This window comes from Pseudonocardia sp. Ae717_Ps2, from assembly GCF_001932475.1.
Taxonomy (GTDB): domain Bacteria; phylum Actinomycetota; class Actinomycetes; order Mycobacteriales; family Pseudonocardiaceae; genus Pseudonocardia.
Genome location: NZ_MCIS01000001.1, coordinates 5791035 through 5813728, shown reverse-complemented (window position 1 = coordinate 5813728; position 22694 = coordinate 5791035). Strand labels below are relative to the sequence as shown.

General features: G+C 73.8%; 22 protein-coding genes and 1 pseudogene. 14 read left to right on the top strand and 9 right to left on the bottom strand.

Going from position 1 to position 22694, the window contains the following annotated elements; genetic code table 11:
* Positions 1–321 precede the first annotated feature (321 nt).
* Both Ae717Ps2_RS26850 and Ae717Ps2_RS26845 read right to left on the bottom strand, forming a co-directional pair.
* Positions 322–1401: an inositol-3-phosphate synthase gene (locus tag Ae717Ps2_RS26850; RefSeq protein WP_043276188.1), complete on the bottom strand. Its 1080-nt coding sequence runs from the start codon at positions 1399–1401 to the stop codon at positions 322–324.
* Between the two features lies 1 nt (position 1402).
* Positions 1403–2047 (bottom strand): PadR family transcriptional regulator, encoded by a 645-nt coding sequence (locus Ae717Ps2_RS26845; RefSeq protein WP_060714214.1) that lies wholly within the window; start codon positions 2045–2047, stop codon positions 1403–1405.
* Between the two features lie 194 nt (positions 2048–2241).
* On the opposite strand from Ae717Ps2_RS26845, the gene Ae717Ps2_RS26840 reads away from it, so the two are divergent.
* The 5 genes and pseudogenes from Ae717Ps2_RS26840 (at position 2242) to Ae717Ps2_RS26825 (ending at position 7419) form a co-directional block, all read left to right on the top strand.
* Positions 2242–2637: a DUF5318 family protein gene (locus Ae717Ps2_RS26840; protein ID WP_075312604.1), complete on the top strand. Its 396-nt coding sequence runs from the start codon at positions 2242–2244 to the stop codon at positions 2635–2637.
* The gene (locus Ae717Ps2_RS37475; RefSeq protein WP_158071549.1) at positions 2630–2782 is read left to right on the top strand and encodes a hypothetical protein; all 153 of its coding nucleotides are present in this window, start codon (positions 2630–2632) and stop codon (positions 2780–2782) included. The genes Ae717Ps2_RS26840 and Ae717Ps2_RS37475 overlap by 8 nt, the downstream gene beginning before the upstream one ends.
* A gap of 116 nt (positions 2783–2898) precedes the next feature.
* Complete coding sequence (locus Ae717Ps2_RS26835) at positions 2899–5352, top strand: transglycosylase domain-containing protein (protein WP_084786219.1); 2454 nt, start codon at positions 2899–2901, stop codon at positions 5350–5352.
* Positions 5353–5483: 131 nt separating this feature from the next.
* Positions 5484–6488: pseudogene (locus Ae717Ps2_RS35485) on the top strand (glycosyltransferase family 87 protein); the annotation flags it as partial.
* 607 nt (positions 6489–7095) lie between these two features.
* On the top strand, positions 7096–7419 hold the full coding sequence (locus Ae717Ps2_RS26825; RefSeq protein ID WP_369804859.1) for a hypothetical protein: 324 nt from the start codon (positions 7096–7098) through the stop codon (positions 7417–7419).
* A 47-nt stretch (positions 7420–7466) separates the two neighbouring features.
* Here Ae717Ps2_RS26825 and Ae717Ps2_RS26820 read toward each other — a convergent pair whose 3' ends face one another.
* Positions 7467–8234, bottom strand: coding sequence for a deoxyribonuclease IV (locus Ae717Ps2_RS26820; RefSeq protein ID WP_075309323.1), 768 nt, complete (start codon positions 8232–8234; stop codon positions 7467–7469).
* Positions 8235–8540: 306 nt separating this feature from the next.
* Here Ae717Ps2_RS26820 and rpsF point away from each other — a divergent pair, with 306 nt between their 5' ends.
* The 5 genes from rpsF to dnaB all read left to right on the top strand — a co-directional run bounded on the left by rpsF (position 8541) and on the right by dnaB (position 12210).
* On the top strand, positions 8541–8855 hold the full coding sequence (rpsF, locus tag Ae717Ps2_RS26815; RefSeq protein ID WP_075334025.1) for a 30S ribosomal protein S6: 315 nt from the start codon (positions 8541–8543) through the stop codon (positions 8853–8855).
* A gap of 11 nt (positions 8856–8866) precedes the next feature.
* Positions 8867–9406, top strand: coding sequence for a single-stranded DNA-binding protein (locus Ae717Ps2_RS26810; RefSeq protein WP_020623470.1), 540 nt, complete (start codon positions 8867–8869; stop codon positions 9404–9406).
* A 54-nt stretch (positions 9407–9460) separates the two neighbouring features.
* The gene (rpsR, locus tag Ae717Ps2_RS26805; protein ID WP_020623471.1) at positions 9461–9697 is read left to right on the top strand and encodes a 30S ribosomal protein S18; all 237 of its coding nucleotides are present in this window, start codon (positions 9461–9463) and stop codon (positions 9695–9697) included.
* Positions 9698–9711: 14 nt separating this feature from the next.
* Positions 9712–10158, top strand: a complete 447-nt coding sequence (rplI, locus tag Ae717Ps2_RS26800) for a 50S ribosomal protein L9 (RefSeq protein WP_020623472.1) — start codon at positions 9712–9714, stop codon at positions 10156–10158.
* Positions 10159–10800: 642 nt separating this feature from the next.
* Positions 10801–12210 carry a replicative DNA helicase gene (gene dnaB / locus Ae717Ps2_RS26795; RefSeq protein WP_020623473.1) on the top strand — a complete coding sequence of 470 codons (1410 nt, stop codon included), beginning with the start codon at positions 10801–10803 and terminating at the stop codon, positions 12208–12210.
* Positions 12211–12286: 76 nt separating this feature from the next.
* Here the strand turns inward: dnaB and Ae717Ps2_RS26790 are convergent, their stop codons facing one another.
* Together Ae717Ps2_RS26790 and Ae717Ps2_RS37470 are read right to left on the bottom strand one after the other, a co-directional pair.
* Positions 12287–12625 carry a DUF3040 domain-containing protein gene (locus tag Ae717Ps2_RS26790; protein WP_075309325.1) on the bottom strand — a complete coding sequence of 113 codons (339 nt, stop codon included), beginning with the start codon at positions 12623–12625 and terminating at the stop codon, positions 12287–12289.
* A 171-nt stretch (positions 12626–12796) separates the two neighbouring features.
* Entirely contained in the window at positions 12797–13315 is a 519-nt protein-coding gene (locus Ae717Ps2_RS37470) for a dTDP-4-dehydrorhamnose 3,5-epimerase family protein (RefSeq protein WP_075309327.1), read from the bottom strand.
* Positions 13316–13699: 384 nt separating this feature from the next.
* Here Ae717Ps2_RS37470 and Ae717Ps2_RS26780 point away from each other — a divergent pair, with 384 nt between their 5' ends.
* Positions 13700–14062 carry a BlaI/MecI/CopY family transcriptional regulator gene (locus Ae717Ps2_RS26780; RefSeq protein ID WP_020625059.1) on the top strand — a complete coding sequence of 121 codons (363 nt, stop codon included), beginning with the start codon at positions 13700–13702 and terminating at the stop codon, positions 14060–14062.
* A 131-nt stretch (positions 14063–14193) separates the two neighbouring features.
* On the opposite strand, the gene Ae717Ps2_RS26775 is transcribed toward Ae717Ps2_RS26780, so the two are convergent.
* Together Ae717Ps2_RS26775 and Ae717Ps2_RS26770 are read right to left on the bottom strand one after the other, a co-directional pair.
* Positions 14194–15813, bottom strand: coding sequence for an SDR family oxidoreductase (locus tag Ae717Ps2_RS26775; protein ID WP_075309329.1), 1620 nt, complete (start codon positions 15811–15813; stop codon positions 14194–14196).
* A gap of 45 nt (positions 15814–15858) precedes the next feature.
* Positions 15859–17235 carry an AI-2E family transporter gene (locus Ae717Ps2_RS26770; RefSeq protein ID WP_175581818.1) on the bottom strand — a complete coding sequence of 459 codons (1377 nt, stop codon included), beginning with the start codon at positions 17233–17235 and terminating at the stop codon, positions 15859–15861.
* 544 nt (positions 17236–17779) lie between these two features.
* Between Ae717Ps2_RS26770 and Ae717Ps2_RS26765 the strand changes: the two genes are divergently transcribed.
* Positions 17780–18256, top strand: a complete 477-nt coding sequence (locus Ae717Ps2_RS26765; RefSeq protein ID WP_075309331.1) for a hypothetical protein — start codon at positions 17780–17782, stop codon at positions 18254–18256.
* A 669-nt stretch (positions 18257–18925) separates the two neighbouring features.
* The gene (locus tag Ae717Ps2_RS26760) at positions 18926–20161 is read left to right on the top strand and encodes a D-arabinono-1,4-lactone oxidase (protein WP_075334024.1); all 1236 of its coding nucleotides are present in this window, start codon (positions 18926–18928) and stop codon (positions 20159–20161) included.
* A 15-nt stretch (positions 20162–20176) separates the two neighbouring features.
* Here the strand turns inward: Ae717Ps2_RS26760 and Ae717Ps2_RS26755 are convergent, their stop codons facing one another.
* Together Ae717Ps2_RS26755 and Ae717Ps2_RS26750 are read right to left on the bottom strand one after the other, a co-directional pair.
* Complete coding sequence (locus Ae717Ps2_RS26755) at positions 20177–21502, bottom strand: amidohydrolase family protein (protein ID WP_075309333.1); 1326 nt, start codon at positions 21500–21502, stop codon at positions 20177–20179.
* A gap of 14 nt (positions 21503–21516) precedes the next feature.
* Positions 21517–22161, bottom strand: coding sequence for an NYN domain-containing protein (locus Ae717Ps2_RS26750; RefSeq protein WP_075334023.1), 645 nt, complete (start codon positions 22159–22161; stop codon positions 21517–21519).
* 67 nt (positions 22162–22228) lie between these two features.
* Here Ae717Ps2_RS26750 and paaI point away from each other — a divergent pair, with 67 nt between their 5' ends.
* Entirely contained in the window at positions 22229–22687 is a 459-nt protein-coding gene (gene paaI / locus Ae717Ps2_RS26745) for a hydroxyphenylacetyl-CoA thioesterase PaaI (RefSeq protein ID WP_020622865.1), read from the top strand.
* The last annotated feature ends 7 nt before the right edge of the window (positions 22688–22694 follow it).

The following is a 22694-nucleotide window of genomic DNA, read 5'->3' as shown; positions in this document are numbered from 1 at the left end:
GGGACCCGTGGACGCCGGTACGAAGGGGGAGTTCCGGTGGGGAGACCGGACAGCGCTCACGACCCGCCCGCGTCGTCGCCCGGCGGTGACCCTGCACCCCTCACCCCGGATGGGCGGTGGTCGCGCAAGGCCGGACCGCACATTACGAACAGATATCGCTCGATTAAATGACGCAGAACACATTCATTGCATGACTGCGATCACGACGAATAACGAGAACATTCCGGATCGGTAATTTCAGATTCCGGAACGTCTCCGGTACGGGAACGGCCCGGGGATGACCTGCGCGGTCGTCCCCGGGCCGTTGTACCGAGAAACCGATCAGTTGTCGATCTCGCCCCGGATGAACGCCTCGACCTTGTCGCGTGCCTCGGAGTCGCGGTACTGCTCCGGCGGCGACTTCATGAAGTAGCTCGACGCCGACAGGATCGGTCCGCCGATGCCGCGGTCCTTGGCGATCTTGGCCGCCCGCACCGCGTCGATGATGATGCCCGCGGAGTTCGGGGAGTCCCAGACCTCGAGCTTGTACTCCAGGTTCAGCGGGACGTCACCGAACGCGCGGCCCTCGAGCCGGACGTAGGCCCACTTGCGGTCGTCCAGCCAGGACACGTAGTCCGACGGGCCGATGTGCACGTTGCCCTTGCCCATGTCCCGGTCCACCTGCGAGGTGACGGCCTGGGTCTTGGAGACCTTCTTGGACTCCAGCCGCTCGAGCTCCTTCATGTTCAGGAAGTCCATGTTCCCGCCCACGTTGAGCTGCATCGTGCGGTCCAGCTGCACGCCGCGGTCCTCGAACAGCTTCGCCAGCACCCGGTGGGTGATGGTCGCCCCGACCTGGGACTTGATGTCGTCGCCGACGATCGGGACGCCGGCCGCGCGGAACTTCTCCGCCCACTCCGGGTCCGAGGCGATGAACACCGGCAGCGCGTTGACGAAGGCGACACCCGCGTCCAGCGCGGCCTGTGCGTAGAACCGGTCGGCGTCCTCGCTGCCCACCGGCAGGTAGGACACCAGCACGTCGGCCTCGGTGTCGCGCAGCACCGCCGCGACGTCGACGGGCTCGCCGTCGGCCTCGGTGATGGTCTCCCGGTAGAAGCGGCCGAGACCGTCGAGGGTCGGCCCGCGCTGCACGGTCACCCCGAGCGGCGGCACGTCCGCGATCTTGACCGTGTTGTTCTCACTGGCCGAGATCGCGTCGGCGAGATCCTGACCGACCTTCTTCGCGTCGACGTCGAACGCGGCCACGAAGGTCACGTCCCGGACGTGGTACCCGCCGAAGTCGACGTGCATCAGGCCGGGGACCTGGGTCGACGGATCGGCGTCCGCGTAGTAGTGAACCCCCTGGACCAGCGATGCCGCGCAGTTGCCCACGCCGACGACCGCCACCCGAACCTGGCTCATGTCAGGCTCCTCCTGTTGTCTCGTCCTGTCGTACCCCGCCGGTCGCGGGCCGGGATGGCCCGCCGCCGGGGAAGGTCCTCTCGTCACGGCCGTCCGTGGCATCCTGCTCGGCCCGTTCGGTCGCGATCAGCTCGTTCAGCCAGCACACCTCGCGCTCGGAGCACTCCAGCCCGAGCCGGTGCAGCTCGCGGGTGTAGCGGTCGACGCCCTCGCAGGGTCTGCCGAGCGCGGTGCGCAGGCCGTCCCGGCGTTCCTCGACGGCCCGTCTGCGGCCCTCCAGGATCCGGATCCTGGTCTCCGCCGGTGTCCGCGCGAAGAACGCCAGGTGCACGTCGAAGCTTCCGTCCTCCCAGGCCTGGGGGCCGGCCTCGGCGAGCATGGCAGCGAACCGGTCCCGGCCCGCCGGGGTGATGCGGTAGACCCGCCTGCCCCGTCGCAGCCGTCCCGGAGTGCGTCCGTACTGATCACCCGCCTCGTCGGTGGTCTCCGCGATCGACCCGGCCCGGAGCAGCCGGCGCAGGGCCGGGTACAACGAGCCGTAGGAGAACGCGCGGAAGCCGCCGAGCCGGCGACCGAGCTGCTTGCGCAGCTCGTACCCGTGCAGCGGACCGTCCTGGAGCAGGCCGAGGACCGCGAAGTCCAGCATCGCGACCTCCTCCGTGCGGACCGCCGACCGGTCACCCTATCGGTCCGATACATCGATCCGCCCGTGTGATGATCGTGATCACAGGCGACCGCGGACCGGACGAGTCCCCCGACCAGGTACGGAACGGTCGTGCCCGCAGGGCCCCGTGCGGGACGGCGATGGGTCCGCGGGTCCGTCCCGCGTACCCTGGACGGGTGCTCAGCCCGCGACAGGTGGTGGACTACGCCCTGCAGCGCCGTGCTCTGCTGGCCGACGTCCGGGCCGGTCGGGTCGGCCGTGAGGAGGTGTGTGATGCGGGTGCCTACCTGCTCCGCGCCGCGCGCTTCCACGGCGCCCCCGCCGACCGGGCCTGTCCGGTCTGCCGGCACGACGAGCTCGCCCAGGTCTCCTGGGTGTTCGGCGAGAGTCTGCGTCACGTCTCCGGCTCGGCCCGCTCCGCGGCGGACCTCGAGCAGCTCGCGGCGCAGGTGCCCGACTTCTCGGTGCACGTCGTCGAGGTGTGCACCGAGTGCCGCTGGAACCACCTGGTCCGCTCGTTCGTCCTCGGCACCGGCCGCCCCCGCCGTGGCCGGCGGAGTGCGGGTGGCTGAGTCCGATGGCGCCCTGCCCGACGAGCACGACCACCCGGACCGCGTGCACCGCGCCGGTCCGACGCCGGATCCCCTCGGCCCCGGGCACCCCCGGCCCGGGTTGCTGCGGATCCGGTCCACCGCATCCCACGGAGCCGCCCGGTGAACGACGAGCGTGACCCCCGGCGCACCCCGCCGCCGCCCCCGCCCCCCGGTCCCCCGCGGTCCCGCCCCCCGATGCCCCCGCCGCCACCCCGGCCGGGCGCGGGCGCCCGTCCCCCGATGCCCCCGCCGCCCCCCGGCCGTCCGCCGGTGGGTGGCCGTCCCGCGCCCGCGGGACCGCCGCCGCGCCCGGTCCCCCAGCCCCCTCCGCCGCTGCTGACCCATGACGACTCGGGGGTCGGCCACTTCGACCCGGTCGTCCGGCCGGCCCAGGCCGGCCCGCGCACGGCCGCCCCGCAGCGCACCGGCCGTCCGCCGGCCGGTGCGGCGGCGGCCGCGGCGGCACCGGCCACGGCCCCCCGTCGTGGGGCCGGGGGCGGCCGGCCGCCCGGCCCGCCCGGTCGTTCCGACGGTCGCGGTCCCGGCGACGGCGGCGACGGGAAGAAGAAGCCCGGCCGTCGTCGCCGGCTCCGGCGCTGGCTGATCGGGCTCGCCGCGGTCGCGGTGATCGGCCCGCTGGTCGCCTTCGCGATCGGCTGGCTGGTCTTCCCGGTCCCCGCCGCCGACGACATCGCCGTCACCCAGGTCGCGACCTTCACCTACGCCGACGGCGCCCCGCTGGCCACCGTGCGGCCGGACAACGTCAACCGGACCAGCGTCGACCTGTCCCAGGTGCCGGTGCCGGTCCAGCAGGCCGTGCTGTCCGCCGAGGACCGCACGTTCTTCTCCAACCCCGGTTTCGACATCACCGGCATCGCGCGGGCGGTGATCAACCAGCTCTCCGGCGGGATCGGCGGCGGCTCGACGATCACCCAGCAGTACATCAAGGTGACCACCGGCAACGACCAGTACTCGCTGTTCCGCAAGTTCCGCGAGGTCGTGCTGGCCGCGAAGATGTCCAAGGAGATGACCAAGGAGCAGATCCTCGGCAACTACCTGAACGCGATCTACCTGGGTCGCGGCGCCTACGGCATCCAGGCCGCCAGCCAGGCGTACTTCGGGAAGAACGTCCAGGACCTGAACGCCTCCGAGGGTGCGATGATCGCCGGGCTGATCCAGTCGCCGTCGCGCTGGGACCCGGCGAAGAACCTCGAGATGTCCCAGCAGCGGTGGAACTTCGTGCTCGACGGCATGGTCGCCCAGGGCTGGATGAGCCCGGCCGACCGGGCGCAGCAGAGGTTCCCGCAGTGGCGCGAGGCCTCCGCGGCCGAGGGCGGGGGCATCCCCGGTGACGACAAGGGCCACATCTACAACGCGGCCCGCGCCGAGCTGGAGAAGCTCGGGATCTCCGAGACCGAGATCAACACCCAGGGCCTGACGGTCACCACGACGATCGACCCGAAGGCCCAGGAGGACGCGGCGAAGGCCGTCCAGAAGGTGATGGAGGGCCAGCCCGCCAACCTGCGGTCCTCGCTGGTGTCGGTGAACCCGAAGACCGGCGCGGTCATCGCCTACTTCGGCGGGGAGAACGGCGTCGGTCTCGACTACGCCTCGGTGCTCAAGCAGCCCGGCTCGTCGTTCAAGCCGTTCGTGCTCGCGGCGGCGCTGCAGGCGAACCCGCCGGTCGGCCTCGGCACGATCTACGACGGCTCCTCCCCCCAGGAGCTCGCCGGCACCACGGTCACCAACTCCGAGGGCGTGAGCTGCGGCCAGTGCTCGGTGAAGGAGGCCATGACCAAGTCGATCAACACGGTCTTCTATCGGATGGGCCTCGACGTCGGCCCGCAGCGCGTGGCCGACGCCGCGCACCAGGCGGGCATCCCCGCCGACCTGCTGCCGAACCCCACCGGCGGCATCTCGCTGGGTGACCGCGAGGTCCACCCCGAGGACATGGCCGCGGCCTACGCCACGTTCGCGGCCGACGGCATGCGGCGCGACCCGTTCCTGGTCGCGAAGGTCACCGCCAGCGACGGCCGGGTCATCTACGACCGCGGCAGCACCGACAACGGTCAGCAGGTCATGCCGGCCGAGGTCGCCCGCAACGTCACCGAGTCCATGACCGACGTCGCGAGCTCGTCGCGGATCGGGCTGGACGGGCGTCCGGTCGCCGCGAAGACCGGCACCGTGCAGAGCAGCGTCGAGGGTCAGAACAACGACGCCTGGACCGTCGGCTACACCCCGTCGGTGTCCACCGCGGTGTGGGTCGGCACCGACGACAACTCCCCGATCAAGAACTCCGCGGGACGTCCGGTCTACGGGCGGATGCTGCCCGGCTCGATCTGGCAGTCGTTCATGACCGACGTGCTGCGGGGGACCCCGGTGGAGCAGTTCTCCGACTTCGAGCCGATCGGTCAGGCCCCGGCGCGTGCCGTCTCGAACGACTCGGGGCAGGGCGACGCGCAGCAGACCACCACCACCCAGGAGCCCGGCGACGGCCGTGACAACGGCGACAACGGCGACCGGGGTGACCGCGCGGACCGGGGTGACTCCTCGGGCGACGGCTCGGGCGACGCGTCCGGCGACGGCAACAGCGGCGACGGCGGCAACGGCGACGGGGGCGATGGGGGCGGCGGCGACGGTCAGCCGGGCTCCGACGCGGGCCGGGACCGTCCGGGCCGCGGGGGCGACAACTGACCGCAGGCGCCCGGCCCGGAGCCGCACCGCCCGCCCCCCGCGAGGCGCCGGGGGCGGGCGTCCGGGACCGGGACATCCCGACCTGGACCGAGCCGTTGGCGCGCGCCGCCAGTCGGGTCGTCGGCGGCCCGATGGGCCGGCACGCACTCGTCGGACGGTCCCGGTGGTGGACGCCGCTGCGGGTGGTGCTGCTGTTCGCCGTCGTCGTGCTGGTGCTGGGCTGGCTGGGCAAGGCGGCCTGCCTGCAGGAGTACCGCACCCCGGACGGTGCGCTCGCGCTGGACTGGCGCAACGACCGCCAGTACGTCGCGATGTGCTACTCCGACACCGTCCCGCTCTACGGGCTGGAGGGTCTCGCCGACGACGCCGTGCCCTACCGCGACGCCTGGTTCGAGACCGCCGCCGACGGCTCCCGCACCGCCCGGTACATGGAGTACCCGGTCGTCACCGGGATGTTCCAGTACCTCAACGCGCAGCTGACCGACGGCTGGCAGTGGCTGGCGGAGCGGCTGCCGCTGCCGTCCGCGCTCGACGTCGTCGTCTACTTCGACGTCACCGCGATCTGGCTGGCCATGGCCTGGCTGGTGGTCGTGTGGGCGGTGCTGATGCTCCGCCCGGAACGCCCGTGGGACGCCGCGCTGGTCGCGCTGTCGCCGCTGGTGGTGGTGCACGCGTTCACCAACTTCGACACGCTCACCGTCGCGCTCGCGACCGGCGCGCTGCTCGCGCTGCGCCGGGACCGGCCGGTCTGGGCCGGGGTGCTGCTCGGGATCGGCGGCGCGGCGAAGCTCTACCCGCTGCTGCTCCTGCTGCCGGTGCTGCTCGTCGGCTGGCGACGCCGCGACGACGGCGGTCTCCCGCGTGCCGCCTGGACGATCGGGGCGGCGGTCCTCGCCTGGGTGGCGGTGAACCTCCCGGTCGCGCTGGCCTGGCCCCGCGGCTGGGCCGAGTTCTTCCTGCTCAACCGCACGCGCCCGGCCGACCCGGACTCGGTCTGGTACTCGCTGTACTGGTTCACCGGCTGGTCCGGCTTCGACGGCCCGCTCGGTGACGGGCAGTCCCCCACCGTGCTCAACACCGTCACCGCGGTGCTCATGGCGCTGGCGTTCGTCGCGATCGCCGCTCTGGCGCTGCGCGCTCCGCGGCCGCCCGCGGTCGCCGAGCTGGCCTTCCTGACGGTCGCGGCGTTCCTGCTCCTGAACAAGGTGTGGAGCCCGCAGTACTCGCTCTGGCTGGTCCCGCTCGCGGTGCTCGCCCTGCCGCGCTGGCGGCTGCTGCTGGCGTGGATGACCGTCGACGCGCTGGTGTGGGTGCCGCGGATGTACCAGTACCTCGGCGTCGCGAACAAGGGGCTGCCCCCCGAGCCCTTCCTGGTGACGGTGCTGGTCCGCGACGCCGTGGTCGTCGCCCTGTGCGTGCTCGTCGTCCGGCAGATCCTGCGGCCCGGCACCGACCCGGGCCGGGACCCGGAGCCAGTGTGGCCGGTCGGCCCACGTTCCTCCCGGGCTGCAGCGCCCCCAGTGCCCGCCGCCGCGTCCGCCGGGGCCGTGCCCGCACGGAGCGGGCGGCGCCGGAGCGGGGACGGCGGCGGACCCGGCGCCACCGGTCCGGACGGCGCGACCCGGTCCACCGGCTCCGGCCGGGCAACTCGCGCGGCCGCACCCCAGCCGTGGCCGTCCCGGGCGGCCCGCCCCCGGCGCGATCCCGTGGGAGGAGATCGGACTCGAGCTCGGTCCGGACCGCGTGCTCGGCCTGCTCGACGACTACCCGACCCGATCCGGCTACGTCATCACCCCGGTCGTGCTGTGGGCCGGCGGTGCGGGCGAGCCGACGCCGAACCCGGACGAGGTGGCCGAGCTGTACCGCCCGCCGCTGGCCGAGATCGACCACGAGCCGCGGTTCCTCACGATCCCCGAGTCCGACGCCCCGGCGATCCAGGTGCCGCTGTTCGGCCGCTTCGTCCACGCCCCCACCGGCGCGGTGCTCCACCAGTTCCGCGAGGTCGTCCTGCACGGGCGCCCCACCCGGGTCGCACACCTGGAGCAGCCGGTCTTCGCCTGGCGCTGAGGCGCCCCGGGGCTCACGCCGGCTCGCGGGTACCGCCCGAGCCCGCCTCAGGTGTGCTCCCGCAGGAACGCGATGTCGCGGGCCTGCCCCTCGGCCGGGGTCTCCACCACGACCGGCGCCCCCGCCGCCGCGACGACGGCGGCCAGCTCGTCCGGCGGGATCGTGCCGTCGTCGATGTTGGCGTGCCGGTCGCGGGCCGAGTCGAACGCGTCGCGCGAGTTGTTCAGGTGGATCAGGTCGATCCGCCCGGTGATCCCCCGGACCCGGTCGACGATCCCGGCCAGCTCCTCGCCGCCGGCGAAGGCGTGGCAGGTGTCCAGGCAGAATCCGACGCCGAACTCGCCCACGGCGTCCCACAGCCGGCCCAGCGCGTCGAACCGGCGGGCCATCGCGTTGTCCCCGCCCGCGGTGTTCTCGATCAGGACGGGCACGTCGAAGCCGTGCTCACCGGCCTGGCGCTCGACGAACTTGCGCCAGTTGTCGACGCCGACCGCCGGGTCGTCGTCCTTCGTGACGTGGCCGCCGTGCACGACCAGCCCGAACGCGCCGACCTCGGCGGCCCCGGCCAGGTGGTGCTGGACGATCGTGCGGCTGGGGATGCGGATCCGGTTGTTCGTGGACGCGACGTTCGCGGTGTAGGGCGCGTGCACCACCACCGCGACGTCCGAGGCGGCCAGCTCCGCGGCCCGCGGGTGCGGCGGCGGCTTCTTCCAGCCCTGCGGGTCGGACAGGAAGAGCTGGATCACCTCGGCCCCGACCTCGGCGGCCGCGGCCAGGGGGTCCTCGGCGTCGCGGACGTGTGCTCCGATCTGCATGCGGGCACGGTAGCGAGGACCCCCGACGGTCCTCGGCCGCCGGTGGGGTCCGCCGCGGCGCTCCCCCGCGGGAGGCCGCGGACCGGGCACCCGTACGGCGACCGGCGCCCCCGCGGGCACGACCCGGACCCGCCACGGCGATCCCCGTACCCGCAGGTCGGGGCCGGACCGGCCGTTGCTAGCCTGTACCGGCATCCCCGCAGGTCCCGTGCATTCCGCCGGAAACTGTCGGGGTGCACTGAGAACCTCCTGTCACGGCCGTCCGGGCCGTGACCGTTTCGAGTCCATAGGAGGTGAGTGGTTCTCATGCGTCACTACGAGGTCATGGTCATCCTCGACGGCGGCCTGGACGAGCGCACTGTGCAGCCGTCCCTGGAGCAGTTCCTCACCGTCGTGAAGAACGACGGCGGATCGGTCGAGAAGATCGAGGTCTGGGGCAAGCGCCGCCTGGCCTACGAGATCAAGAAGCAGAGCGAGGCCATCTACGCGGTCCTCGACATCACCGCGGAGCCCGCCACCGTCGCCGAGCTGGACCGCCAGCTGGGTCTGAACGAGTCCGTGCTGCGCACCAAGGTCCTGCGCAAGGACGTCACCCGCACGCCGGCGCCCGCCGCCGGCTGATTGGAGCCGTCATGGCCGGCGAGACCGTTATCACCGTCGTGGGCAACCTGACGGCGGATCCCGAGCTGCGGTTCACCCCGTCCGGCGCCGCGGTCGCCAACTTCACCGTGGCGTCCACCCCGCGCACCTTCGACCGCCAGTCCGGAGAGTGGAAGGACGGCGAGGCGCTCTTCCTGCGCTGCAACATCTGGCGCCAGGCGGCGGAGAACGTCGCCGAGTCCCTGACCCGCGGCGCGCGCGTCGTGGTCCAGGGTCGTCTGCGCCAGCGGTCGTTCGAGACCAAGGAAGGCGAGAAGCGGACCGTCGTGGAGATGGAGGTCGACGAGGTCGGCCCGTCCCTGCGCTACGCGACCGCCAAGGTCAACAAGGTCAACCGGGGCGGAGGCTCCGGTGGCTTCGGTGGCGGCGGCGGTGGCTACGACGGCGGTGGCGCCCGACAGGGTGGCGGTTCCGGCGGCGGAGGCAACTCCGGCGGCGGCTATGACGACCCCTGGGGTTCGGCCCCGCCCGCGGGCAGTGGCGCCGCGTCCGACGACGAGCCCCCCTTCTGATCCACGTACCTCTCCGCCCGTGACGGGCGGAGGACGATCTCCAGGAGCACCACCATGGCCAAGGCCATCGTGCGCAAGCCGAAGAAGAAGGTCTGCGCTTTCTGCAAGGACAAGGCCCAGCTGATCGACTACAAGGACACCGGTCTGCTGCGGAAGTTCATCTCCGACCGCGGGAAGATCCGTGCCCGTCGGGTCTCCGGCAACTGCCGGCAGCACCAGCGGGACGTCGCCGTCGCGGTCAAGAACTCCCGCGAGGTGGCCCTGCTGCCGTACACCTCGACCGCTCGCTGAGGAAGGGGAGACACATGAAGCTCATCCTCAACGCCGACGTCCCGAACCTGGGTGCCCCGGGTGACATCGTCGAGGTCAAGGACGGCTACGGCCGCAACTACCTGCTGCCGCGCAAGCTCGCGGTCGTCGCCACCCGTGGCGCCGAGAAGCAGGTCGAGCAGATCCGCCGGGCCCAGAAGTCCCGCGAGATCCGCGACCTGGGCCACGCCCAGCAGGTCGACTCGCAGCTGCGCAACATCAACGTGACCGTCGCGGCCAAGGCCGGCGACACGGGCCGCCTGTTCGGCTCGATCACCCCGGCCCAGGTCGTCGACGCCGTCAAGGCGGCCGGCGGTCCGCTGCTGGACAAGCGCAGCATCGACGTCCCGGGTCACCTCAAGACCCTGGGCAAGCACCAGGTGCAGGTCCGCCTGCACCCGGAGGTCACCACCGAGCTGCCGATCGCGGTCGTCGCGAGCTGAGCGGCTCGGTGGTCGTACGACCACCGAGCGTGATCAGGGCGGGGTTCGGAGCCATGTGCTCCGGACCCCGCCCTTTCGCGTGTCCGGAGTCGGCCGTACGGGCGCCACGGACACGGTGCGCAGTCCCGGGTGGACGATCGACACCGATCGAATGACCCCGCACCGGGATGCCTTGTCACGCAGCCGACACGCCGCCCGGTGACGATCCACTCGTCGGGCGGGCCTGTGGACGCGCCGGGCGGTGAACGGCCCGCCGGGCGCTCCGACACGCCCGTACGCGGCGTGCGACGACACGCCAGAGCAAAGTTGTCCACAGCTGTGAGTATGCCTCTGACCTGCGGATACGGCCCGTTCCGGGATGCTGTCCCCAGGTTGTCCCCAGCACGGTCCCGGGACGGGCGGCATCCGTGCACAGTTCATCCCCAATTCGATCACCAGGCCGGTTCGCCACGGGCCCTGCGGCCGACCTACTGTCGGTCGTGCCGGTACGCGAGCGCCGTGCTCCCCGGGTCGCGCCCGCCGCGGTCCGTCGGGCACCACGCCGGCCGGCAGATCACCGACGACGGTCGCGAGTGGGCGGTAAGCACCACTCGCGCGTCGAACGTGCGTTCGGTACTGTGTCCACCGGGGGTGACGCTGCGTATGGCTCTGACGGACGATCGTCCCGGCAACAAGCCCCGTGCGGTCCGTGACGGCGAGAAGGCGTCCGGATCCGGCGAGAGCGCGACGTTCGACCGTCAGCCGCCGCAGGACCTCACGGCCGAACAGTCGGTGCTCGGCGGCATGCTGCTGAGCAAGGACGCGATCGCCGACGTCGTGGAGGTGCTGCAGCCGGAGGACTTCTACCGGCCAGCCCACCAGACCGTCTACGAGACGATCCTGGACCTCTACAGCCGTGGCGAGCCCGCGGACGCGGTGACCGTCTCGGCGGAGCTGCAGCGGCGCGGTGAGCTGGTCCGCCTCGGCGGCGCGCCCTACCTGCACACCCTCATCGCCACCGTGCCCACCGCGGCGAACGCGGCGTACTACGCCGAGATCGTCGGCGAGAAGGCGGTCCTGCGTCGGCTGGTCGAGGCGGGCACCCGGATCGTGCAGCTCGGCTACCACGGCGCCGACGGCGGCGACGTCGACGACGCGGTGGACCGGGCCCAGGCCGCGGTCTACGAGGTCACCGAGCGCACCACCACCGAGGACTACACGGTGCTGGAGGAGCTGCTCCAGCCCACCATGGACGAGATCGACGCGATCGCCTCCCGGGGCGGCCAGTCCACGGGCGTGCCGACCGGCTTCGCCGACCTCGACCAGGTCACCAACGGTCTGCACCCGGGCCAGATGGTCGTCGTCGCGGCCCGTCCGGGTCTGGGCAAGTCGACCCTGGGGCTGGACTTCGCCCGCTCCTGCTCCATCAAGAACGGCATGACCAGCGCGTTCTTCTCGCTGGAGATGAGCAAGTCCGAGATCGTCATGCGTCTGCTCTCGGCGGAGGCCCGGATCCGGCTGGCCGACATGCGCGCCGGCCGGATGTCGGACGAGGACTGGACGCGGATGGCGCGGCGGATGTCGGAGATCTCCGAGGCGCCGCTCTACATCGACGACTCGCCGAACCTGACGCTCATGGAGATCCGGGCCAAGGCGCGCCGGATGAAGCAGCGCTACGACCTGAAGCTGATCATCCTGGACTACCTGCAGCTGATGACCTCGGGCCGCAAGGTCGAGTCACGTCAGCAGGAGGTCTCGGAGTTCTCCCGGCAGATCAAGCTGCTGGCCAAGGAGCTCGAGGTGCCGGTGGTGGCGATGAGCCAGCTGAACCGTGGTCCCGAGCAGCGCACGGACAAGCGGCCGATGCTGTCGGACCTGCGTGAGTCCGGTTCGATCGAGCAGGACGCGGACATGGTGGTGCTGCTGCACCGTCCCGACGCGTTCGAACAGGACGACCCGCGTGCCGGTGAGGCCGACCTGATCCTGGCCAAGCACCGTAACGGCCCCACCACGACGATCACCGTCGCCCACCAGCTGCACTACAGCCGGTTCTCCGACCTCGCCCACGGCTGAGGCCGGGCCGGACGCGCCGTGCGTCCCGGGCCCGGTGCGTGCCGGCGTGCGGGTGGGCCGGTGTACGGATGGCCGGTCAGGCGGTGCCGGGCCGCGCCTGCGGACCGGTGGTGGCCGCGACGGCCAGCGCGAGGGCGGCCACGACGATCCCCGCGACGACGACCGGCACGCTCACCAGCACGGCGCCGAGCAGCAGCACGACCAGCGCGATCCCCAGCAGCATCGTCGGGAACGGCCCCGAGCCGTGCACGGTGCGCCGGTCGCGGGCGAACCCGGCGAGCAGCCGTCCGCCGTGCCGGGCCGGGGCGTGCAGCGCGGTGTTCAGCGCGGAGATCCGGCGGACCAGTTGCGGGTCGGTCCGGCGCAGCTGCACCTCGATCTCGTGCAGCCGACGGTTCTCACGCTCGCTCAGCACCGCGGCAACCCCTCGCGTCCGTGTCCCGGCAGACACGGTCGTGCCGCCGTCCGGCACGGGGCGTCGTCGATCCGGCCTGGTACCGACGTTACGTGACCGATTCGTGATCTCGGCGACCGGGCCGACCGGCTCACATGCGCCCGTCCTCACACCGGGGGGCGGCGCCCGGGGTCACCAGAGGGAGACGCGGTCCCGGCGGGGGCCTGCGGGGGCGCCGAGGCGGGCGATCAGGGCGGCCCAGGAGCGTGCGGTTCCCGGTGTCCGGGACGGTCGGGGGCGCAGCCAGCGGACCGCGAGGTCCGGGTCGTCCGGGTCGACGTCGAAGCGCTCCCGCCGCGGGAGACGGGTGACACTGCGGAGCTCGACGACGGTCCCGCTCGCGACGGACTGGACGCCGTAGAGGCAGCCCGGCGGGACGAGCAGCCGCTGCGGGCCCTCGAGCAGGGCGACGGCGAGCCTGCCGAAGGTGCCGCCGTCCGGCCGGGCGTCGATGACGACGGCGTAGCCGCTGCCACGGGGGACGCCGAGCAGCATCGCGTCGCCGGGGTGGCCGAACAGGCCGAGCACGGCGTCCTGGGCGGGGCGGCGCCGTCGTCGCACGGTGAAGGGGGCGAGGTCCGGTCCGGAGGCGCCGGTCGCGGTCGGGTCGAGCAGCAGCGCGCCGGGCACCACGGTCCGTACGACGTCCACTCGACCTCCCTCGGGTCCGGTCACCGCGTGCGACGGGCGCGCGGTGGGCTGCGGTTGCGGTACCGGAGGTGACAACGAGCGGCCCCGGTCCCGGTGACGCAGCGCGAGTCCGCGTTGCTCCGATCGAGTGCACAGCGGGCAGTCGGGCGCCGTACCTGTTACCGCTACCGGTACGCCCGCGACGAGCGAATGTGCCGGGCGAGTACCCGCCGCGGGGTACGTGGTGCCGAGACCGTTGCGCTGCGTGGGCACGGTCGTGCTCGGCCCGGGGCCGCGCCGTGTACGCGTTGGTGGACCCGTGTACACAGCGTCCGACCGCCGAGGCGCGGTCACCGATCGGGGGAGCATGGGGGGTTGCGGTTACCCTCGGACCGGGGAGGGGACATGCGTGGTCGACTCGGCGAGCTCGAGGCCGCCGTGATGGACGTGTTGTGGAGCGGTGTGGGCCCGTGCCGGGTGCGCGACGTCCGCGCCCGTCTGGCCCCGGCCCGTCCGCTGGCGTACACGACCGTCATGACGGTGCTCGACAACCTGCACCGCAAGGGCTGGGTGCGACGTGAGCTGGAGGGTCGCGCCTACCTCTACACGCCGGCCGCGAGCCGCGAGGAGGAGACCGCGCGTGCCCTGCGCGACCTGCTCGACGGTCCGGGCGACACCGAGGCGGTCCTCCTGCACTTCGCGCGCTCGGTGACCGAGCGCGAGTCCGCCGTGCTGCGCGCCGCCCTCCAGAGCCCCGACCGCGGCTGACACCGCCCCCGGCCCCCGATCGCGGCCGACATCGCCCTGCGGAGCGAGTGCGGCCGACACCGCCCTCCCGGGGCCGAACCGGTCCGGTCCGGACCGGGGCCGGCGGCGTCGGGGTCCCGGACCGGAGCGGGTCAGGCCGCCCGGTCGCGCTGCGGGCGGGACCGCAGCCAGGCCGGACGGCGGCTCGCCGGGGCGGGGCCGTCGTCGTCGCGCTCGGCGGTGCGGGTGATGTTGCGGACCATCCCGCCGAACACGATCCCGTGGAACGGCGCGACCGACCACCAGTACAGGTAACCGGCCAGGCCGTGCGGGATGAACACCGCGCGCTGGTGGTAGACCGACCCGCCCGGACGCGGGCGCACCGACATCTCCAGCCAGGCCCGGCCGGGCACCTTCATCTCCGCGCGCAGCCGCAGCAGCCCCTCCTCGGGGCCGCAGTCGCTGCCGGCCGGGCGGGGCCCGCCGGGCTCGATCATCCGTTCCACCCGCCACCAGTCCAGTGCGTCGCCGGTGCGCAGGTCGTGTGGGTCGCGACGGCCGCGGGACAGCCCGACACCGCCGACCGCGCGGTCCATCCAGCCGCGCACCGACCAGGCCAGCGGGAACGAGTACCAGCCGCGCTCGCCGCCGATGCCCTCGATGACCGTCCACAGCCGTTCCGGGGTCGCGTTGCAGGGTTGCTCGCGCTCGTCGAGGTAGACGTCGCCGCCGGCCCAGTCCGGATCGCTCGGCAGCGGGTCGGACGGCACGTTCTCCACGGTCGCGCCGGACCAGCGGGTCTCCACCTCGCCGTCGGTGATGCGGGACAGAGCCAGCTCGACGGCCCGGTCGTAGCCGATCAGGCCCTCCGGCGGGTCCGGCACCCAGCGCTTGAGGTCGTCCTCGGTGCAGACGACCTCGTGCACCAGCGACTCGATGAGCGGCGTGGCGATCGACTTCGGCACGGGGGTGACGACGTTGATCCAGTGCGCCGACAGCGACGGCGTCAGCACCGGCACCGGGACCACCCGGCGTCGCGGCAACCCGGCGACGCGGGCGTAGCGCTGCATCATGTCGTAGTAGGTGAGGATCTCCGGGCCGCCGATGTCGAACGTGCGGTTCAGCTCGGCGTCCGGGGCGTCGATCTCGGCGACCCGGATGAGGTACCGCAACACGTCGCGCACCGCGATCGGCTGGACCCGGTTCCGCACCCAGCGCGGCGTGATCATCAGCGGCAGTCGTTCGGTGAGGTAGCGCAGCATCTCGAAGCTGGCCGACCCGGAGCCGAGGATCACCGCGGCCTGCAGCACGACCGTCGGCACCCCGGAGCGCAGCAGCGTCTCGCCGACCTCCACCCGCGACGCCAGGTGCGCCGACAGCCCGCCGGGCGGCGTGTCCGGGTGCAGTCCGCCCAGGTAGACGATCCGTCGCACGCCGGCCGCCCGCGCCGCCTCACCGAGGATGAGCGCGGCGCGCCGGTCGGTCGCCGCGAAGTCGGAGTCCGACAGCGAGTGCACGAGGAAGTAGACGACGTCGACGTCCTCGCAGGCCGCGCGGACGCTGTCCGGGTCGAGCAGGTCGCCCTGCACGATCTCCGCGTCGGCGGCCCACGGCACGTCGGCGAGCTTGTCCGGGTTGCGGACCAGGCAGCGCACGTGGACCGGGCCCGCGGACGGGTCCGGGACGAGGTCGGGCTCGGGACCGCGGCCCAGCAGCCGGGGCGCGAGCCGCCCACCGATGTAGCCGGTCGCACCCGGCACGAGATAGCGCACGTCGCGATCATCCCACCGCAGGCCCTGTGCGGCAGGGCGTGCCGCTCAGCCGGGCAGGGCGGGCGGTGGGTTCGCCTCGCGGGGGCGCAACGGGTCCACCGCCCGCGGCGCGACCTCGCGCGACGCGACCAGGGACCGCACCGCGGCGGTGAGCACGGCCAGCAGCGGGACGGCGAGCAGCGCGCCGGCGATCCCGGCGACGACCACCCCGACCGCGACGCCGAGCGCCACCGCCAGCGGGTGCAGACGGACCGCCCGGCCCATCAGCAGCGGCTGCAGCACATGGCTCTCCAGCTGCTGCACGGCCAGCACGACACCGAGCACGATCAGTGCGGTCACCGGCCCCTCGGTCGCCAGCGCGACCAGCACGGCGACGGCGCCGGTCAGCACCGCCCCGATGACCGGCACGAACGCGCCGAGGAACACCAGCGCGGCCAGCGGCAGCACGAACGGCACCCCCGTCGCCCACAGGCCCAGGCCGATCCCGAGGGCGTCGACGACGGCGACCAGCACCGTCGCCCGCACGTAGCCGACGAGCGAGGCGAACCCCCGCCGGGCCGCGACGTCGACCCGCGACCGGCGGGCCCGCGGGGCGAGCAGCCGGACGAAGCCCCAGATGCGGCGGCCGTCGTAGAGCATGAAGATCAGCGCGAACAGGCAGAGCGCGAACCCGGCGAGGATCTCCCCGACGGTCGCGGCGGTCGTCACCGCGCCGGAGGTCAGCGTCTGCTGGTTGTCGCGCACCGCCTGCAGCACCTGGTCGCCGAGCACGCCGACGTCGATCCGGAACGGCGTCGCGTCGGCGAGCCCCTGTAGGGAGCCGACGTTGTCGGTGACCTCCGCGACGACCTGCGCGGTGCCGTCGACCAGGGTGCTGACGACGGCGGTCAGCAGCCCGCCGAGCGCGGCCAGGCCGCCGACCATGACCAGCGCCGTCGCGATGCCGCGGGGCACCCGCCGTTCGTGCAGCCACCGGACCAGCGGGGCGAGCAGCGCGGTCAGCAGCACCGCTATCGCCATCGGGACGACGATCACCCGCAGCTCGATCACCAGGAACACCAGCAGCGCGAGCCCGGCGGCGATGACGAGCATCCGGGCGACGGCCTCGGAGGCGATCCGCAGCGGGCGCGGGATCTCCGCCGGCGGCGTGGGGCGGTGGCGTGGTCCGGCGGCCCGCGCCACCGGGTCCGCGAGGTGCGACCCGGCCCCGGAGTCGGGGAGGGCGGCGCGGTGGTGCTCGGCGGTGTCGTCGGGGTGCGTGTCGTCGGAGTGGGCCGTGGCGTCGTGGGTCCGGGACGCACCGGGACCCTGGAGGTCCACGGTGTCGTCGTGAGGTGTGCGATGGGCAGGGTCGTCGTCGTGCCGTGGGCGCGGGATGCCGCCCCCGGCAGGAGCGGCGGGCCGCCCGGTCCGCTCCGTCATGGCACGGACGGTACGGCGGACCGGCCGGTGCGGCTCGGTGCACGCACCGGTGACGGCCCGGCCCTCCGCGCACCCCACCCCGGTCGGTCCAGCATCGGATCGGACGGAGCAGCGCGCTCGCCGCTCTGTCACTCTCCGTCGAACTACACCCGTGTAGTCGACACACCGCGGACCGGACTCGGCACGACGGAGTGGTGAGATGGTCACTCACCGCCGCGTGGTGGCCGCGACGTGCCGAATCGTGGCCACCGGGCCTATTGCGAGAGTCCGTCGCCGACATCCGCCGACGCCCCGAAACCTGGACCGTGGCTACCGACTGCTCCAGGAGGAGTCCGGATGAACACTCTCCGTAGACAACACGGAGAGTCTCCGACGGGTCGCGCCACTCGTACGAGGGGACATCGCCACGAGAACTGTCACCCCTGTTTCCCCACTCAGGTGTCACCCGTTGACCGGGTGAGTGGGCTGAACGGCGGTACGAGATGTACGCGATACGGACCAGGCCGTGGGTCCTCACATCTCAGGCGAGCAGGAGGTACGGCGGGTGTACGAGTTCGACAACGCTGCGGGTGGCCTCGAGTCGTCGATCCGGGCGCGACGCGCCGCGCAGGAGAGCTGGCCGTTCCCCGGCCGGCACGAGTCGCACGAGGAGATCCAGGAGGAGACCCCGATCTTCCACGCCCTCACGGTCGGGGGCTGGCGGGACGGCCGGCGGAGCGGGGACGCCGGCAACGCCGTGCGTCGCGTGCACCGCGACACCGTCCGCACGACCCGCCGCGGTGGCGCGGTCCGGCCGACCGGCGACACGGTCGCCGCGTTCCACTCCGAGCCCGCACCGGTCCCGGCGCAGCCGGCCGGCCACGCGGCCCGGGAGCAGGGCGACGGCGCCTGGAACGCACCGGGTGACGCCGCCATGGCGATGCTGCGCCGCCGTCGCGACATCGAGCGTGCCGCGGACCGGGCGGCGATCGCCGACCTGCTGGGCGGTGCCGGGCGGCACCGGCTGACCCGCTCGGCCTGAGCAGCCCGAGCGGCGGACCGCGGGCCGTCCGGCCCGGCCGTTCCGCCGGTACGGGCAGCGCGGTACGGCCGTTCGGCACCGGATCGGGGTCGGATCGGCACGCGAGGCAACCACGACACCCCCGGCGCGTCCCGGGGAGTAGTCGCACGCCACGGGCGTGCGGCCGCACGGCAGGACCGGTGGGGACCGGGAGCGCCGAGGACGCACCAGAACATTCCGCGGACGCACCTTGGGACCGCGGGATGAGGTGACGACCGGCTGGGGAGCTGGGTCGTCAGCACGCAAGGCGAGGGCCGGGGCGATGGTCGGAGGGAGCCGACCACCGACCCGGCCCTCGCGCGTGCGGAGGCCACCGGCGCGGCGCGCGCGACACCGGTGACGCCGTCGAGCCGACCGGAGCCGTGGGGAGCGCGGTTCCGGGCAGGACGACGGGGCCGAGCGCAGGACACCCTCGTCCCGGACTCGCGTGGCGAAATGATCACCACGGAGTGTGACCGTATCGGGCGGCCGTCCGGGTCACAAGAGGGCATTCGCCGCAGCTTCCATCGTCCCATCCGGCACACCCGTCACCACGTTCACCATCGCCCCACCGGACGGTCGTACGACGCACCGCGACGCGTGCACGAATCGTTCCGCACGGTGACCCCCCGGCGTTCTACCCTGCGAAGGATGAGCACCGATCCCGCCGCGACCGGCCCCCGGCGCACCGACCGCCCGCTCGACGAGGCCAGCGTCGTGACGGCCGTGCGACGGGCCGCGGAACGAGGCGCCACCGTCCGGCCCACCGGGGCCGGTGGGCGCGCCCCGGGCCCCCTCGTCCGCACCGAGGACGTGCTGCTCGACGTGTCCGCGCTGACCGGCGTCGTCGAGATCGGCGAGGACACCGTGCGGGTGCGGGCCGGGGAGACCGTCGCGGACCTCTGCGTCGCCCTCGCCGCCGCCGGCCGGGCACTGGCCACCGTGCCCGACGCGCCCCGCGCCACCATCGGCGGCGCCACCGGGCTGGGCATGTACGGCGGCGCCCACGCCGAGGGCTCGCTGTCCGACCAGGTCCGCGCCGTCCGCCTGGTCGACGGCCGCGGCATCGTCCGCGACGTCACCGGGCCCGACCTCGACGCCGCCCGCTGCGGGCTCGGTGCGCTCGGCATCGCGACCGCGGTGGAGCTCCGCACCGTCCCGCTCACCCGGCTGCAGGTGCACGAGCGCGCCGTCGGCATCGACGAGGTGCTCGGCGAGGACCTGCTCGTCGAGCACGCCTGGACCGAGTGCGACATCGCGATCGGCCCGTCGGCGCACGCCGGGTCCACGGTGCTGCGCTGGGCCGAGCCGGAGCCCGAGGCGACCGGTCCGGTCGAGCGCGCCGGCTGGGGACAGGCGGTGTCGCGGCTGGCGTCGTCGTGGTGGTCCTCCGGGGTGGGGCTGCGGTCCGGGTGGCCGCCGCCGCAGCGCTGGGCGCCCGGTACGGCGGGGCCGCCGCACGAGGTCCTGCCGGACCCGCAGCCGTGGGACCCGGACCTGTCCGAGTGGGCCGTGCCGCGTGCCGCCCTCGGGACCGTCCTGCGCGAGCTGGGGGCCGCCGTCGCCGCGCGGGGGCGGGAGCTGCGGCCGGTGCGGGTGCGCACCGGCCGGGCCGAGACCGGCCTGCTGCACCCGGCGTCCGGCCGGGACACCGCCTACCTGCGGCTGCGGACCCGCGGACCCGCGGAGGAGCCGGTCCGCCGGCTCGCCGGTGCGGTCTGCGAGGACGCCGACGGGCGGCCGTGCTGGACCACCCGGCACGCCTGGGGACCGGACGAGCTCGCCGTCGCCTACCCGGGGTGGGAGGCGTTCCGGGCCGTCCGCGACCGGTTCGACCCCGACCGCCGGTTCACCGACCCGCACCTCGCGGCGGTACTCGGCCGCTGACGGCGGCGGTACCGCTCAGAGTTGCTCGCGCAGCCGCGCCGAGATCGACCGCACCGCGGCGAGCGACGCGCGGCGGTCGGCCAGGGTCGGCTCGCCCGCGTCGACGACCTGCTCGCCGCCCACCCACACGTCGCGGACGAGGCGGGAGCCGCCCGCCCACACCAGGTTCGACACGAGCTGGGCGTCGTCGGTGGGCGCGACGAACGCGGAGTCGTCGGTGTCGATGTGGACCACGTCCGCCCACCGCCCGGCCTCCAGCGCGCCGAGGTCGTCGCGGCCGATCGCGTGCGCGGCGTCCGCGGTGCCCATGAGCAGCACGTCGGCGGCGGTGAGGGCGGCGGCGTCGTCGGCCCCGACCCGCGCCAGCAGCCCGGCCAGCCGCGCCTGGTGCCAGAGGTCCAGGTCGTCGCAGGAGGCGGGGCCGTCGGTGCCCAGCCCCACCCGGACCCCGGCCCGGCGCAGGTCCAGCAGCCGGGCGGTGCCCGCCGCGAGCTTCGCGTTCGAGCCGGGACAGTGCGCGACGGCGACGCCGTGCCGGGCGTAGACGGCGATGTCGTCGTCGGACAGGTGCACCGAGTGCGCGGCCAGCACCCGCCCGCCGAGCGCGCCGCCGGCGTCGAGCATCGCCGGCACCGAGCCGTGGGCCTCGCGGACGTGGGCGTCCTCGCCGCGGGACTCCGCGACGTGGGTGTGCAGCAGCGCCCCGCGCTCGCGGGCGGCCGCGGCGACCGACTCCAGGGCGCCGGGCGGCAGCGTGTACGCCGAGTGCGGGCCGTAGCCGAGCTCGATCCGGCCGTCGTCGTCGGGGACGAGGCCGTGCGCGTCGATCCGGGCGGAGACGTCGTCGCGCATCTGCTCCCAGGTCCCGAGCCGGTCCCAGCCGGGCGCGGCGATGATCCCCGGGGTGAGCACCGCCCGCGACCCCGCGGTGCGGACGGCGTCGGCCAGCGCGTCGGTGAAGAAGTACATCTCGACGCTGGTGGTGCAGCCGGTCCGCAGCAGGTCCAGGCAGCCCGCGAGCATCCCGGCGTGCACGTCGTCCTCGGTCAGCAGGCCCTCCGCGGGCCACATGACCTCGGTCAGCCACCGCATCAGCGGTAGGTCGCCGCCCATCCCGCGCAGCAGCGACATCGGGGTGTGGCAGTGCGTGTTGACCAGGCCGGGCAGCAGCAGCCCGGGCAGCGGCCGAACGACGGCGTCGGTCGCCGGCGCGTCCGCGGCCGCGCCGAAGAACGCGATCCGGCCGGTGTCGTCGACGTCGAGGACGGCGTCCCGGACGACCGGGAAGCCGGGCGTGCAGGGCAGCGCGACCGGCGCGGTGAGCCGCTGGAGGACCGTCATGTCGTCGTGCCGGGTCAGCGGCGGTCGAGCAGCGAGCGCAGCGACCGGAACGGCGGCAGCCAGGCGCCCTCGTCGGGCAGGGTCTCCAGCGAGACGCGCGGCAGCGGCTCGCGGAACACGCCGTCGATGTCCTCGATGTCGAGGAACGACAGCGTCTCCGAGGCCAGCGCGAACCCGGCGTACTCGCGGAAGCCGATCACCGTGACGTCGGTGCCGCCCTCGATGAGCTTCTCCAGCGGCTCCCGGAACGCCCGCCCGTCCCCCGAGGCGACGACGACGTGGCGCAGCCTGCCCTCGGCCGAGCGCATGCCGATGTGGGCGAGCATGTCGTCGTCGACGTCGGAGTCGTCGCTGGTCTTCGGCTTGGCGAAGACGGCGAAACCCACGTTGCGCAGGGCCTCGACCCAGGGCCGGACGATGTCGATGCTGCCCGGGGCGACGTTGGTGAACACGCACGCCTCGGCCTCGGCCTCGGGGCCGGCGAGGTCCAGGAGCCAGCGTCCGACGGCGTCGAAACGGGGGCGGTAGGCCGAGGTGGGGCGGGCACCGAGCAGCGAACCGAGGCTCATGTCCATGTTCGGCGCGTCCCACACCAGCAGCACGCGCTCCTGCGGACCCGTCGGAACGCCGCGTCCGTGTTGCCCCGTCCCGCTGCTCATGCCGGGGAGCCTAGCCGTCGCCGCCCCGCCGGCCCGGCCCGGCGCCCACGCGGGTGAGACTGTCCCCATGGAGAACCCACCGGCCGAGCCGGAGCAGGTCGCCGCCCGGACCGCCGCGATCATGCGCGACGGCGACCGGGCGAGCCGTTCGGCGGGCGTCGACGTCGTCGCGGTCGCTCCCGGGCGGGCGACGGCGCGAATGACCGTCCGCCCCGACCAGGTCAACGGGCACGGCGTCTGCCACGGCGGCTACCTGTTCCTGCTCGCCGACACCGCGATGGCCTACGCCAGCAACTCCCACGGCGTTTCCGCGCTGGCCAGCGGCGCCGACATCGCGTTCCTGCGCCCGGCGCGCGAGGGTGACGCCCTCACCGCCGAGGCCGTCGAGCGCGCCGCGAGCGGCCGGTCCGGGCTCTACGACGTCACCGTCCGCACCGCCGACGGGACGGTCGTCGCCGAGTTCCGGGGCCGCACCCGGCAGGTACCGGGTCTGAGCCCGGTCACCGCCCGGCCCGATCAGCCCTGACCAGCCT

What these genes read in the sequence shown, in the direction of transcription:
- Ae717Ps2_RS26780 (WP_020625059.1), top strand. Translation starts at nt 13,700, where the DNA reads ATGCGTGGTCGACTCGGCGAGCTCGAGGCCGCCGTGATGGACGTGTTG.
- Ae717Ps2_RS26850 (WP_043276188.1), bottom strand. Translation starts at nt 1,401, where the DNA reads ATGAGCCAGGTTCGGGTGGCGGTCGTCGGCGTGGGCAACTGCGCGGCA.
- Ae717Ps2_RS26755 (WP_075309333.1), bottom strand. Translation starts at nt 21,502, where the DNA reads ATGACGGTCCTCCAGCGGCTCACCGCGCCGGTCGCGCTGCCCTGCACG.
- Ae717Ps2_RS26835 (WP_084786219.1), top strand. Translation starts at nt 2,899, where the DNA reads ATGCCCCCGCCGCCCCCCGGCCGTCCGCCGGTGGGTGGCCGTCCCGCG.
- rpsR (WP_020623471.1), top strand. Translation starts at nt 9,461, where the DNA reads ATGGCCAAGGCCATCGTGCGCAAGCCGAAGAAGAAGGTCTGCGCTTTC.
- Ae717Ps2_RS26820 (WP_075309323.1), bottom strand. Translation starts at nt 8,234, where the DNA reads ATGCAGATCGGAGCACACGTCCGCGACGCCGAGGACCCCCTGGCCGCG.
- Ae717Ps2_RS26770 (WP_175581818.1), bottom strand. Translation starts at nt 17,235, where the DNA reads ATGACGGAGCGGACCGGGCGGCCCGCCGCTCCTGCCGGGGGCGGCATC.
- rplI (WP_020623472.1), top strand. Translation starts at nt 9,712, where the DNA reads ATGAAGCTCATCCTCAACGCCGACGTCCCGAACCTGGGTGCCCCGGGT.
- Ae717Ps2_RS26810 (WP_020623470.1), top strand. Translation starts at nt 8,867, where the DNA reads ATGGCCGGCGAGACCGTTATCACCGTCGTGGGCAACCTGACGGCGGAT.
- Ae717Ps2_RS26760 (WP_075334024.1), top strand. Translation starts at nt 18,926, where the DNA reads ATGAGCACCGATCCCGCCGCGACCGGCCCCCGGCGCACCGACCGCCCG.
- paaI (WP_020622865.1), top strand. Translation starts at nt 22,229, where the DNA reads ATGGAGAACCCACCGGCCGAGCCGGAGCAGGTCGCCGCCCGGACCGCC.
- Ae717Ps2_RS26750 (WP_075334023.1), bottom strand. Translation starts at nt 22,161, where the DNA reads ATGAGCAGCGGGACGGGGCAACACGGACGCGGCGTTCCGACGGGTCCG.
- Ae717Ps2_RS26845 (WP_060714214.1), bottom strand. Translation starts at nt 2,047, where the DNA reads ATGCTGGACTTCGCGGTCCTCGGCCTGCTCCAGGACGGTCCGCTGCAC.
- rpsF (WP_075334025.1), top strand. Translation starts at nt 8,541, where the DNA reads ATGCGTCACTACGAGGTCATGGTCATCCTCGACGGCGGCCTGGACGAG.
- dnaB (WP_020623473.1), top strand. Translation starts at nt 10,801, where the DNA reads ATGGCTCTGACGGACGATCGTCCCGGCAACAAGCCCCGTGCGGTCCGT.